Annotated in this window: 12 protein-coding genes; 4 read left to right on the top strand and 8 right to left on the bottom strand. The window is 70.2% G+C overall.

Going from position 1 to position 12,892, the window contains the following annotated elements:
- Positions 1-280 precede the first annotated feature (280 nt).
- Entirely contained in the window at positions 281-2,260 is a 1,980-nt protein-coding gene (locus ACT53U_RS08635; RefSeq protein WP_476154173.1) for a methyl-accepting chemotaxis protein, read from the bottom strand.
- A gap of 300 nt (positions 2,261-2,560) precedes the next feature.
- On the opposite strand from ACT53U_RS08635, the gene ACT53U_RS08640 reads away from it, so the two are divergent.
- The 4 genes from ACT53U_RS08640 to ACT53U_RS08655 all read left to right on the top strand — a co-directional run bounded on the left by ACT53U_RS08640 (position 2,561) and on the right by ACT53U_RS08655 (position 6,732).
- The gene (locus tag ACT53U_RS08640; RefSeq protein WP_476154175.1) at positions 2,561-3,586 is read left to right on the top strand and encodes an extracellular solute-binding protein; all 1,026 of its coding nucleotides are present in this window, start codon (positions 2,561-2,563) and stop codon (positions 3,584-3,586) included.
- 60 nt (positions 3,587-3,646) lie between these two features.
- The gene (locus tag ACT53U_RS08645) at positions 3,647-5,389 is read left to right on the top strand and encodes an ABC transporter permease (RefSeq protein ID WP_476154177.1); all 1,743 of its coding nucleotides are present in this window, start codon (positions 3,647-3,649) and stop codon (positions 5,387-5,389) included.
- Entirely contained in the window at positions 5,386-6,429 is a 1,044-nt protein-coding gene (locus tag ACT53U_RS08650; RefSeq protein ID WP_476154179.1) for an ABC transporter ATP-binding protein, read from the top strand. The genes ACT53U_RS08645 and ACT53U_RS08650 overlap by 4 nt, the downstream gene beginning before the upstream one ends.
- A 120-nt stretch (positions 6,430-6,549) precedes the next feature.
- On the top strand, positions 6,550-6,732 hold the full coding sequence (locus ACT53U_RS08655; RefSeq protein ID WP_476154181.1) for a hypothetical protein: 183 nt from the start codon (positions 6,550-6,552) through the stop codon (positions 6,730-6,732).
- A gap of 18 nt (positions 6,733-6,750) precedes the next feature.
- On the opposite strand, the gene ACT53U_RS08660 is transcribed toward ACT53U_RS08655, so the two are convergent.
- The 7 genes from ACT53U_RS08660 to ACT53U_RS08690 form a co-directional block, all read right to left on the bottom strand.
- Complete coding sequence (locus ACT53U_RS08660; RefSeq protein WP_476154183.1) at positions 6,751-8,373, bottom strand: ABC-F family ATP-binding cassette domain-containing protein; 1,623 nt, start codon at positions 8,371-8,373, stop codon at positions 6,751-6,753.
- 91 nt (positions 8,374-8,464) lie between these two features.
- Positions 8,465-9,460 carry a hypothetical protein gene (locus tag ACT53U_RS08665; protein WP_476154185.1) on the bottom strand — a complete coding sequence of 332 codons (996 nt, stop codon included), beginning with the start codon at positions 9,458-9,460 and terminating at the stop codon, positions 8,465-8,467.
- Positions 9,457-10,146: an ABC transporter ATP-binding protein gene (locus ACT53U_RS08670; protein WP_476154187.1), complete on the bottom strand. Its 690-nt coding sequence runs from the start codon at positions 10,144-10,146 to the stop codon at positions 9,457-9,459. Before ACT53U_RS08670 ends, ACT53U_RS08665 begins: the two co-directional genes overlap by 4 nt.
- A 7-nt stretch (positions 10,147-10,153) precedes the next feature.
- Positions 10,154-11,299, bottom strand: coding sequence for an ABC transporter permease (locus tag ACT53U_RS08675; protein ID WP_476154189.1), 1,146 nt, complete (start codon positions 11,297-11,299; stop codon positions 10,154-10,156).
- 3 nt (positions 11,300-11,302) lie between these two features.
- Positions 11,303-11,647 carry a hypothetical protein gene (locus tag ACT53U_RS08680; RefSeq protein ID WP_476154191.1) on the bottom strand — a complete coding sequence of 115 codons (345 nt, stop codon included), beginning with the start codon at positions 11,645-11,647 and terminating at the stop codon, positions 11,303-11,305.
- Complete coding sequence (locus ACT53U_RS08685) at positions 11,644-12,183, bottom strand: nitrous oxide reductase accessory protein NosL (protein ID WP_476154193.1); 540 nt, start codon at positions 12,181-12,183, stop codon at positions 11,644-11,646. The genes ACT53U_RS08680 and ACT53U_RS08685 overlap by 4 nt, the downstream gene beginning before the upstream one ends.
- A 57-nt stretch (positions 12,184-12,240) precedes the next feature.
- Positions 12,241-12,873 (bottom strand): nitrous oxide reductase accessory protein NosL, encoded by a 633-nt coding sequence (locus ACT53U_RS08690; RefSeq protein WP_476154195.1) that lies wholly within the window; start codon positions 12,871-12,873, stop codon positions 12,241-12,243.
- Between the last annotated feature and the right edge of the window lie 19 nt (positions 12,874-12,892).

A 12,892-nucleotide genomic window follows, 5' to 3' on the forward strand; every position in this document is an offset into this window, starting at 1 on the left:
CCTGTTGATTGACCATGTCGAGAAATACGGCATGTGCGAAATCGAATCAACCGGGGAGAAATTTAATTTCCGCTCATGATATGCGCGACGAGCGGTCGCGGGGGAGGGCGCGGGGCTTCGGAATACGGTCGCTCCGACTTGGAAATGCGCCGTTCGCGCGTCGCTTCACGCGCCTCGCGGTGGGGCGACGGGTGCGTGACGCGACGTCGAACGCGCGGCCGGGGGACCCGCTTGCGCGTCGTCGTGTTCATTCGCAGTGAACGGACCGCCCGGCCCCGCGTCAGTCGGCGACGAAGCGGCGGATCTTGCTCGCGGTCGGGCGGGTCGAGAACTTCATGCCGCCCTCGCGGTCGTTCGCCCAGACGGCGGTTCCCGAACAGCAGTCGACGCCGTCGTCGAGGAACTGCACTTCCTTGCCGAGGTCGTGCCGGGTCAGGCCGTCGAGCCGGGCACCGCCGGGCGAGATGTCCTTGACCTCGAGCACGCGTTCGGCGCCGCCGACCTTGGCGCGGATGCGGCCGCGGGCGCGGCGGCGTTCCTGACGGCGGCGGTCGATCGCGGCGAGATCGCGGAAGAGATTGTCGGAGAGCTCGCCGAGCCGGGCGAGCACCTGTTCGCTCGCCGTGTTCATCGCCGCCAGCGCCTCGGCGGCCTCGTCGACGCGGCCTGCGGCATGCAGGGCGAGAGTGCGGCGGGCCTCGGCGTGGACCGCCTCGTGCGGTGCGACCAGCGCGGTGAAGGCGGGATCGTTGCGGATCTCCGGGATCGTCAGCCCGTCGTACCACTTGCCGAGGCGGCAGGCGTGATGGTCGGGCACTTCGGCGGCCTGCCACGTTCCGCGCCCCATCAGTACGTCGACGACGCGCTTCTTGAAGAGGACGTGGTCGATCTTGGCCATTTCGACGAGCGCGCGGTGACTGTCGGCCTCGAACCAGGTCTTGGCGCTGTCGGAGACGCGGTCGTTGCTCTCGTGCAGCTTGTTCGACATCCGCCCGAGCAGAGTTTCGTTCGCTTCCGCCGCCGCGGCGACCTGACCGACCGAGCGGCCGATCTCGCCGGTGGCGGCGGTCTGATGGCCGAGCACCGAGGCGATGGCGCGCATCTTGGTGCCGACGCCGGCGATCTTCGCCGAGATGTCGTCCATCGTCCGCCCGGCCTCGACGATCGAGTGCTGACCTTCGACGACGGCATTCTTGGAATGCTGCATCGTCGTCAGGATCGCGGTCATGCCCTCGCGCAGCGAGCCGATACGGGTGGTGATGTCTTCGGTCGCCCGCGACGTCTGGTTCGACAGGCCCTTGACCTCGGCGGCGACGACGGCGAAGCCGCGGCCGACCTCGCCGGCGCGCGCCGCCTCGATCGTCGCGTTGAGCGCCAGGAGGTTGGTCTGCGAGGCGATGGTCTCGATCACGCCGAGGATCTGGCCGATCTGCTCCGACGCCCGCGACAGTTCGTCGACGCTCGCCGCCGTCTCCTCGACGGCGCGGGCGATGTTGCCGATCGCCGCCTCGACCTGATCGACCGCTGCCCGCCCCTTGGAGACGGCGCCGTCGCTCTCGCGCGTGTCGGCGACGGCGCCCTCGCTCGAGCGGGCGATCTCGTCGACCGAGGCGACCATCTCGGCGACCGCCGAGGCGATCGTCTGGGCCGAGCTGTTGAGCTCGCGGGAGTTGCGGGCGAGGAAGGCGAGTTCCACCGCCACCTCGTTCACGTCCGCCACCGTGCCGGAGAGGTTGCGGAGGTTCTTCAGGTTGTTCTCGCGCGTCGTGTCTTCGCCTGCGATGCGGCTGAGCGCCGCGTCGCAGGCCGTCGTCGAGGCGATCATGTCGTGGAAGGCGCGGGCGAGCAGTGTCTCCAGCGCCGCCACCAGCTTGCCCGGTCGGAAGCGATGGGCGGCGACCAGCGGCTCGATCAGGCCGATCAGCATCCAGGCATAGGCGCTGGTGTACCAGCCCGACGGCAGGCCGAATTCGGCATGGGTGGCGCCGATGGTCGCGGACTTTTCGGCGAGATCCGGCGGCATCCGCTCGGCGAAGACCCGCGACCAGTGATCGCGTTGCGCCTTCTTCAGCTGTTCGATCAGCCCCGGCGCGGCGACGTGGGCGGCGAGTTCGGGGGTCTTCGCGATCAGGTCGTAGAAGCGATCGAGCCGTCGCTCGATCTCCGCGTCGAAGACCGGGAACACCGCGTCGGCCCGCTCCTCGGCGGAAGCAGCGGAGCGGATGAAGGCGTATTGGGCGCTCAGGGCTTCGACTGTCATGGGAGATCCTGCCGACATGCGTCGACCGAAGGATCTGCGGCCATGGTTAACGTTCGATTGAAATATCAATAAATACGCACATAATCTTCGGTTGAAATTCGAACCGTGCGACCGACCGGTGCGACACGTGGTCGACCCCGCCGGTCTGCGAGCGTCATGCCGCGACAGAGGGGCATCCCGGGTGTCGCCCGACGGCGCGAGCACCACGCCGGACCGGCCGTCGTCGGAAAAACGAGATTGACAATCACTCGCAATATCGGCTCGGATGGATGCGACCCGTCGCCCACCGAGGACCCATCGATGACGCTCTCCCGGAAGATGAAGACCCTTCTCGCCACCGCCGCCTTCGGCCTCATGGCCGCGCCCGCGTTCGCCGCCGAGGAGGTCAACGTCTACACCACCCGCGAGCCCGGCCTCTTCGCGCCGCTCGCCAAGGCCTTCACCGAAAAGACCGGGATCAAGGTCAACACCGTCTTCGTCAAGGACGGCCTCGCCGAGCGCGTCGCCGCCGAAGGGGCCGCCTCGCCGGCCGATCTCCTGATGACCGTCGACGTCGGCGTTCTCGCCGAACTGGTCGACAAGGGCGTGACGCAGCCTCTGAAGTCGGAAGCCGCCGAGAAGGCGGTGCCGGCCAACCTGCGCGCCGCCGACGGTTCGTGGACGGCGCTGTCGCTGCGCGCCCGTCTCGTCTGGGCCGACAAGTCGCTCGGGCTGAAGTCGATCTCCTATGCCGACCTCGCCGATCCGAAGTGGAAGGGCCAGCTCTGCATCCGCTCGGGTCAGCACCCCTACAACACCGCGCTGATCGCCGCGACGATCGCCCATGACGGCCGCGACAAGGCCAAGGCCTGGGTCGCCGGCGTCAAGGCCAACCTCGCCAAGAAGCCCTCGGGCGGCGATCGCGACGTCGCCCGCGACATCCTCGGCGGCCTCTGCAAGATCGGCGTCGGCAACTCCTACTATGTCGGCCTGATGCGCTCGGGCAAGGGCGGGCCGGAGCAGAAGGTCTGGGGCGACGGCGTCGACGTCCTCCTGCCGACCTTCGCCGGCGGCGGCACTCACGTGAACATCACCGGCGCGGCGCTGGCCAAGAACGCCCCCCATGCCGAGGCCGCCCGCAAGCTGGTCGAGTACCTCGTCTCGCCGGAAGGCCAGAAGGTCTATGCCGAGCAGAACTTCGAATACCCGGTCGTCCCCGGCGCCGCGGCCGAACCGACCATCGCCGGTCTCGGCAAGCTGACGGTCGACACCCTGCCGATCGCCGAGATCGCCAAGCACCGCAAGGACGCGAGCCTCGTCGTCGACGAGGTCGGCTTCGACCAGTAACATCGGTCGGAACGAGGCGAGGGACCGGCCGACGGGCCGGTCCGCGGAGGGCGGTACGCAGTGCGTGGACGGCGTTCAATCCTGCTGCCGGGGGGCTTCGGCCTCCTCGGTGTCGTCACCGCGCTCGCCGCGCTGGCGCCGATCGTCGCCCTCCTCGCCATCGCGGCGAGCGGCGACGGCGCGCTGTGGCATCACCTGTTCTCGACCGTGGTGCCGCGCGCCGCGGTCGAGACCGCGATCCTGGCCTGCGGCGTCACCGTCTTCGTCGTGGTGGTCGGCACCGGCACCGCCTGGATCGTCGCCACCCGCGACTTCCCCGGAAGGCGTTTCGTCGAGGTGCTGCTGCTGTTGCCGCTCGCCTTCCCGGCCTATGTGCTGGCCTATTCCTGGCTCGACCTCACCCATCCGCTCGGACCGATCCAGAACGCGCTCCGCGCCGCGCTCGGCTACGCCCGCCCCGCCGACTTCCGCCTGCCCGAGCTGCGCAGTCTGCCCGGCGCCATCCTCGTCTTCGGCTTCGCGCTCTACCCTTACGTCTACGTCGCCACCCGCGCCGTCTTCCTCGCCCAGACCACGACGATGATCGAGGCGGCGCGGATGCTCGGCGCCTCGCGGGCCCGCGTCTTCTTCCGCGTCGCCCTGCCGCTCGCCCGACCGGCGATCGCAGGCGGCGCGGCGCTCGCCATCATGGAGACGCTCAACGACGTCGGCGCCGCCGAGTTCCTGTCGGTCAACACGTTGACCGCCGCCGTGTGGTCGACCTGGGTCAACCGTTCGGATCTCCCCGGCGCGGCGCAGATCGCCATCGCCATGCTCGCCTTCGTCCTCGGCCTCTTGCTGCTCGAGCGGCTGGCGCGCGGCGGGCGCGGCTATGCCGTCTTCGGTCGGGCGAGCCGGCGTCTGGCGCCGCGGCCCTCGACGGGCCTGCGCGGCATCGGCCTCTTCCTCCTCTGCGCCCTGCCGGCGCTGATCGGCTTCGTCCTGCCGGCCGCCCATCTCGTCCGTCAGGCCTGGATGCGCCTCGCCTTCGCCGGCCTCGCCGAGGAGATCGTCGCCGAGACGATCGACACCATTCGGCTGGCGGCCACGGCCACGATCATCGGCGTCGCGCTGGCGGCGGTGCTCGCCTCCGGCCGCCGGCTCCATCCCGGCTCGCGGCTCCACGCAATTGCTCCGCGCATCGCCTCGGTCGGCTATGCCGTGCCCGGCACGGTGCTGGCGATCGGTCTGCTGGTGACCTACGGCGCCTTCGACGGCGGCTTGCGCGCCCTCGTCGCCGGCCTCGGCTTCACCCCGCCGGGGCTGGTGCTGTCGGCCTCCTTCGGCGGCTTGGTGATAGCCCTCGTCCTGCGCTTCTTCCGCCTCGGCGCTTCGAAGATCGAGGCCGGGCTCGAACGCCTGTCGCCGTCGCTCGAACAGTCCGCCCGCATGCTTGGTCGCACGCCCTTCGGCGCGATGCGGGCCGTCCACTGGCCGCTGCTGGCGCCGGCCTACGCTGCTGCCGCGCTGCTCTTCTTCGTCGACTGCATGAAGGAACTGCCGGCGACGCTGCTCTTGCGCCCGATGGGGTTCGAGACGCTGTCGACCCGGCTCTACGGCGAGGCGGCGCGCGGAACTTATGAGAACGGCGCACTCGCCGCCTGTCTCATCGTCGCCTTCGGCCTCTTGCCGATCGTCCTGATGACGCGGGTCGGCCGCTTCACCGCGACACCGGGCGAGACCGCGCCGGAAGAGCCGATCGCCACCGACGCCCTCGTTTCCGCTCCCGTCCCCGTCCCCGTCCTCGAAGGAGACCGCGCGTGACCGCGACCCCCGCCCTCTCTTTCGACGGCATCCGCCATGCCTATGGCCGCACCCTGGCGCTCGACGGCGTGTCGCTGGCGCTCGAGCCCGGCGAGGTCGTCGCCCTGCTCGGCCCCTCCGGCTGCGGCAAGACCACGTTGCTGCGCATCGCCGCCGGCCTCGAACGCCCGCTCGCCGGCACGGTGAGCGCGGGCGAGCGCCGCCTCGTCGCCGACGGGCTCTTCGTCGAGCCGGAGCAGCGCGGCATCGGCCTGATGTTCCAGGACTACGCGCTCTTCCCCCATCTCGACGTCGCCGCCAACGTCGCCTTCGGCCTCGCCGGCCGGCCGGCGGCGGAGGCACGCGCGACCGTCGCCGATCTCCTCGCCCGCGTCGGCCTCTCGGGCCGCGGCGGCGCCTATCCGCACATGCTGTCGGGTGGCGAGCAACAGCGCATCGCGCTCGCCCGCGCGCTCGCTCCGCGCCCGGCGGTCCTCCTGATGGACGAACCCTTCTCCAACCTCGACCAGCGCCTGCGTCGCGGCATGCGGGCCGAGACCGTCGGCCTGCTGCGCGCCTCGGGGGCGGCGGCGCTGATGGTCACCCACGACCCCGACGACGCCATGGCGGTCGCCGATCGCATCGCGCTGATGCGCGGAGGCCGCATCGTCCAGATCGGCACGCCGGAGGAGGTCTGGCATCGCCCGGTCGACCGTTGGGCGGCGGCGTTCTTCGCCGATCTCGAGGAGATGCATGCGGTGGTGCGTCACGGCCGCGCCGAGACCCCGCTCGGCTCCTTCGCCGCTCACGGGCTCGTCGACGGGCCGGCGCTGGTCTGCCTGCGGCGCGACGCCTTCGATCTCGCTGCGGAAGACGCGGAATTCGCCGCGACCGTGGTCTCGACCCGTTTCATCGGCGAGCACCGCACCGTGCGGCTGGCGATCGACGGGCTCGCGCGGCCGATCGACACCCATGTCGACGCCCGTCACCCGATCGAGATCGGCGCCCGCGTTGCCGTCGGCATCGACCGCACCCAGGCCTTCGTCTTTCCCGAAGGCTGAGGCGCGGCTTCGTCGCGCGATTGACGCGGGTCATGGCGGGATCTCGCGATCGGCTCATGATCGGCCTGCGCTTCCCCCCGGCCTCCCGGCCGCGGGTTCGAAGCGGCAGGGAGGGGTGCCATGAAGGTCCTCGATCTCCTCGCCAAACTCGGGATCCTGCGCTGGGGTGCGCGGGCCGCGGTCTATCGCAGCGGGGCGGAGCGCCCCGCCGAATTCATCGACGACAGCGTGTTCGACGCGGATCGCGACTACATGCGGCGCCATGGCGACACGGCGAAGAAGCCGCCGGAGAAACGCGGCTGATCCCGAGCGCTCGCGCCCTCAGCCGCCGACACCCGGCGCCTCGTGGCCGGTGCGCGCGACATATTCCTTGTAGCCGCCGCCGAAGGCGTGGATGCCGTCGGGGGTCAGTTCCAGCACCCGGTTCGACAGTTCCGACAGGAAGTGGCGATCGTGGCTGACGAAGAGCATGGCGCCCTCGTAGTCGCCGAGCGCCTCGATCAGCATCTCCTTGGTGGCGAGATCGAGGTGGTTGGTCGGCTCGTCGAGGACGAGGAAATTCGGCGGATCGAAGAGCATCGCCGCCATGACGAGCCGCGCCTTTTCGCCGCCCGACAGCACTCGGCAGCGCTTCTCGACGTCGTCGCCCGAGAAGCCGAAGGCACCGGCCAACGCGCGCAGCGCCCCTTGGCCTGCCTGCGGGAACTTGGCGTCGAGCCATTCGAAGATGGTCGCGTCGCCGTCGAGCAGGTCCATGGCATGCTGGGCGAAATAGCCCATCTTGACGCTGGCACCGGTCTTCACCGTGCCGGTGTCGGGCGTCGAGGCGCCGGCGACGAGCTTCAAGAGCGTCGACTTGCCGGCGCCGTTGACGCCCATCACGCACCAGCGCTCGCGCCGGCGGACGGCGAAGTCGAAGCCCTGATAGATCACCTTGGCGCCATAGGCCTTGTCGACGCCCTCGAGCGAGACGACGTCCTCGCCGCAGCGCGGGGCCGGCGGGAAGTCGAAGCGGACCGTCTGGCGGCGGCGCGGCGGCTCGACCCGGTCGATCTTGTCGAGCTTCTTCACCCGGCTCTGCACCTGGGCGGCATGGGAGGCGCGCGCCTTGAAGCGCTCGATGAAGGCGAGTTCCTTGGCGAGCATCGCCTGCTGGCGTTCGAAACGCGCCTGCTGCTGCTTCTCCGACAGCGCGCGCTGCGTCTCGTAGAACTCGTAGTCGCCGGAATAGGAGGTGAGCTGGCCGCCGTCGATCTCGAGGATGCGGTTGACGATCCGGTTCATGAAGGCGCGGTCGTGCGACGTCATCATCAGCGCGCCTTCGTAGCCGCGCAGGAACTGCTCGAGCCAGATCAGGCTCTCGATGTCGAGATGGTTCGACGGCTCGTCGAGCAACATCACGTCGGGCTTCATCAGCAGGATGCGGGCGAGCGCCACGCGCATCTTCCAGCCGCCCGAGAGCCGGCCGACGTCGCCGTCCATCATCTCCTGGCTGAACGAGAGACCGGCGAGCACCTCGCGCGCCCGGCCCTCGAGCGCATAGCCGTCGAGTTCCTCGAAGCGGTGCTGCACCTCGCCATAGGCCTCGACCAGCGCGTCGATCTCGTCGAGCCGATCGGGATCGGCCATCGCCTGCTCGAGCGCATGGAGCTCGGCGGCGATCTCGCTGACCGGGCCGGCGCCGTTCATCACCTCGGCGACGGCCGAATGGCCGGACATCTCGCCGACGTCCTGATCGAAATAGCCGATGGTGATGCCGCGATCGACCAGAACCTGGCCCTCGTCGGGGATCTCGCGGCCGGTCATCATGCGGAAGAGCGTCGACTTGCCCGCCCCGTTCGGTCCGACGAGGCCGACCTTCTCGCCCCTCAGGAGCGCGGCGGAGGCCTCGACGAAGAGGAGCTGGTGGCTGTTCTGCTTGGAGACGGAGTCGATGCGGATCATGGGGCGGGCGGTTTCCGGCTGGAGAAGCGGCGTCTGTCGCACGCCCCTCCGGTCGCGGCAAGCCGAAAACGCCCATCCTCGGCCGACATCTTCAGCCGATCAGCACGAGATGCGACCGCGCCACCAGCACTGTCGCGACCGTCGCGAAGAGGAGATCGCCGACGAGCATCGTGACGATCGCCCATCGCGCCGGATCGGCCGGCCCCGTCCGTTCGAGCCGTCTGCGGAAGGCCGCGAGCACGCTCGCCGAAAGCCCCGCCCCGGTCGCCGCGAAGAGCGGCAGATAGAGCGCGAAGCCGACGTGGCCGTATTCCCGCTTCAGGATGCAGAAGGGGCAGTGGTGGTGCGGCTGCTCGTAGACCCACGGCGCGATCGCCGAGACGATCGCCGCCAGCGCCAGTCCGAAGACCGCGAGCGACACCGGCCCGAGGAGGAGGGCCGCACGCCGCCACCTGAGTGCCGCGAGCCCGACCACGACTGAGACCGCGAGGCCGATGCCGAGCGCGATCATCGCGTCGAGCGGCGGCAGCGAGGCGAGATCGCCGCCGACGTCGGCCTTTCCCTCGCCGAAGAGCTTGCCGCAGCAGGAGGTGATCGTGTCGGCCTTCAGATCGAGGAAATAAGCGAGTTCGATGCCGCCTTCCGCCAGCACCAGCGGTGCCAGAACCAAGAGGCCGACGTGCTTCTGCTTCACCAGCGCCCGGTCGCGGGTCGCGGCGTCGGCGCGGTCGACGGCGAGCCAGACGAAGGCGGCGAAGAACACCACGATCTTCGCCCACAGCGCGGGGAAGCCCCAGACACTGGCGTTGAGCGTGCCCACCGCGCACATCGCCCCGACGAAGAGCGGCGCCATGCGGTCGGCGTTGAAGGCGAAGAGGATCAGGCTCGCCGCCTCCAGCGCCAGCACGAAGGCGACGACGGTGGAGACGAGGCCGGTCGTCTTCTCGAGCCCGATCTGGCGCTGCGAGCCGCTCTCCGCGTCCCAATGGGCGAGGAGCCGCAGCGCGAAGACGCCCGCGCCGAGCAGCACCAGACCGGCGAGCGTCGAGGCGAGGATCAGCGCCAGGATCGGCGGGTGGAAGATCATGGGAGGTCTTCCTCGTCCTCGTCGATCCGCCCGTCGATCATCGTCACCAGCCGGTCGACGACCGCCGCCTCGGTGATGCGCGGGTCGTGGCTGGTGATCAGCACCGTCTTGCCGGCCCGCTTCAGCGCCTCGGCGATGACGAGGAACTGCGCCACCCGTTCGGCGTCGAGGCTGGCGGTCGGCTCGTCGGCGACGATCACGGCGGGGTCGTTGATCAGCGCCCGGGCGATGGCGACGCGCTGCGCCTCGCCGCCCGAGAGATGCTCGACCGACAGCCGCGCCCGGTCGGCGAGGCCGAACTGGTCGAGCAGTCCGAAGGCGCGCTCTTCGAGGGCGCGATGGGGCAACCCCATCGGCACCGCCGGCAGCACGACGTTGTCGAGTGCCGAGAGCCCGCGCACCAGATTGAAGCGCTGGAAGACGAAGCCGAAGGTTCGCCGGCGAACTTCCGTCAGGAAGCGCTCGGGCAAGCCCGAGACCACCTCGCCGTCGATGCGGACGCGACCGGTGGTCGGCCGGGCGAGGCAACCGATCACGGTGAGAAGCGTCGTCTTGCCCGAGCCCGACGGCCCGCGCAGGACGGTGATGCGACCGTCGTCGATGGTGAGGTCGACACCGCCGACGGCGACGACCTCGTCGTGACGACCCTGGTTGTGCAGCTTGGTGACGTCTTCGAGCTGGATCATCGCCGCCTCACCGCATGACCGCGTCGGGATCGGCCGACGCCGTCTTCCACACCGGAACCAGAATCGCCGCCATGTAGGGCACCACCGTCAGCATCGCGAGGGTGAAGACCTCGAGCGCGTCGACGTTCGGCGACAGGGGAAAGCGCGGGTAGAGCGTCGCCCAGCCGGTCAGGACCGGGGCGAAGAGCCCGGCCGAGAAGAAGAAGACGTGCAGCCACGCCCCGATCAGCCCGAGGACGAAGGCGAGGCCGGAGATCAGCGCGCCTTCCGTCAGCCGCACGGCGACGACGTCGCGCGTCTCCCAGCCGATCGCCTTGAGGATGCCGATCTCGCGCTTCTCCTCCGCCGAGAGGCCGGAGGCGCGGTCGAAGGCGAGCAGCGCGAAGGCGATCAGGGCGCCGGCGAGCAGCGCCAGCGTCAGCCCTTCGCGCCAGGAGAACAGCGCCTCGACGCTGCGGCCCATGTCGTCGCGGGTGACGAAGCGATGGCGCGGCAGCTTGATCCCGGCCTTCTCGGCGATGGTCTTGACCTCGCGCGGGTTGGTGACGGTGATCGCCACGTCGGTCCACACGTCGGGGGGCAGTTCGAAGAAGGCGCGGAAGTCGCTCTCCTCCACCAGCACCAGATCGGAGGAGACGAGTGCCGAATCCGACGGCAGGATCGCCTTGACCCGGCTGCGCAGGAACTTGCCGGCCGGCGAGACGAGGAAGAGCGGCTTGCCGACGTCGAGCCGGCGCGCCCGCGCCACGCCCTCGCCGACGATCGTCTCGCCCTTGCCGACCTTCAGCGCGCCGTCGGATCGTGGCGGCACCATCAGCGTGTAGTTGGCGGCGCCGGCGCTGTCCCAGAGATGACCCCACAGCCGCGGCTCGATGCGGCGGACGCCGCGCAGCGTGCCGAGTGCGGCGACCTCGTCCGTCCGCGTCAGATCATGGCGGCCCATCACCATCGCCTGGGCGGTGATCTCCGGCCCGCTCGAAAGCTGTGCGGAGGCCTCGCGGCGCACCGCCGAGCCGAAGAGCATCACCGAGCCGAGCAGGAAGACGACCAGCGCGTAGATCGCCACGAGGCCGATGTTCTTGGTCGGTCGGCGCATCAGCGAGCGCACGGCGAAGTCGAGGAGTTGGCGGCGACGTTCGAAGGCGGCGCGCATGGGTCACTCCTGCCCGGCTTCGAGCCGGCCGGCGGGGAAGGCGCGCGGCGCGACGACGAGCGAGGCGGTGGGGAAATGATCGAGGCTCGCCGGCCCGTCCTGGAACGCCGAATGGAGGTCGGCGAGGGAAGGGTGGCGGGTGTAGCGCGCCTCGGTGAAGAGCGCCGGGTCCGACAGGGCGAGTTCCGCGGCGATCGCCGAGGCCCGCGCCCGTCGCCCCGCCGGATCGTCGGGGACGACGACCGCCGCCACCAGCGCCGCGCCGACGAGGAGGAGCCCGCCGAAGAGGAGGGCCGCCATCGTCGAGCCGCGCGGGCGCCGCGGCGGGCGGGGAGGAGACGGCGTCATTCGAAGCGTCCGTCGTCGAGGGCGGCGAGCAGCGCGAGCGTCGCCTCGGGCGCCTTCAGGACGCGCTTGCCCTTGTGGTCGGCGAGGAACTCCTCGGCGTCGGCCTTGGTCGCGAGGGGCACCAGCTCGTGGCCCATCGGCCCGAGCACGTCCGAGCCGATCACGTACCAGGCGGTCTCGGCGGCGACGAGGCTGCCCTCGTAATAGGCGGTGACGCCGACCGCCTCGATCTCCTCCGCCTTGCGGCCGGGCGACCAGTGGCCGACGTCGCGGAGATATTTGAAGAGGTCCTTCGCCCCGTCGAAATGCTCCATGTGGCCGTCGCGGAAGCGAGCCGAGGCGATCCAATAGGGGTATTTGGCGACGAACATGCCGCAGACCGGGCAGACGTCGCGTTCGCCGGGCTTGGGCAGAGCGACGGCGGCGGCCTTGTCGGCCTCTGCGGCGGCCTCTGCGACGGGCAGGCAGGCGAAGGCCGAGAGGCCGGCGACGAAGGCGCGGCGGTCGAGGCGGGCGGGACGGCGATGTCGGATCATGGCATGTCTCCGGGCGATCCCGGCCGGGCGCGTGCCCGACCGGGATGCCGTGGCCGATCACTGCGGATTGGCGGCCTTCTTGCGCATCTCGCCGCGGCGGCTGCGCAGCATGATCGTGTCGTCGGCCATCACCAGATAGGCCTTGCGCAGCGCGCCGTTGAAGTCGACGACCTCGGCGCCGGCCTTGGCCGAGGCTTCCGCCTTGGCGGCGGCCTCCGCCTTCGCCTTGTCGGCATAGGCCGCGTTCGAGACGCGGGTCATGGTGCCGGGCTTCGACGGATCGATCACGTAGAAGGCCTTGTCGACGTTGACGAGCGGCTTGATCTCGCCGTCGCCGCCGGCGTCGCCCGCCCAGATCGCCTTCGGGCCCTTGTCCATGTTGAGCGACAGGCCGATCGCCGCGCAGTGCAGCGAGCAGGTGCCGTCGACCGCGTCGTCCTCGTAGTGGATGAGGTGGCGGGTCGCCGAGAACTTGGCCCGCACCATGCCGCAGTAGCGGCAGCGCGGGAACTTCTTGGTGTCGTCGGTGGTCGGGTCCTTGTCCTTCGGCAGGTCCTTGATCAGGCCGTTGGCGTCGGTCCAGGCCCAGGGCGCCATCGGCTGGTCCTGGGCGCCCGCCTGCGTGGCGAAGAGCGAGGCGAGGGCGGCGCCGGCGACCAGCGCGCGGCGATCGATCGGGAAATCGGTCATGGATTGCTTCCTTCGTGCG

The sequence above is a fragment of the Pinisolibacter sp. DMC19 genome, from assembly GCF_056313985.1.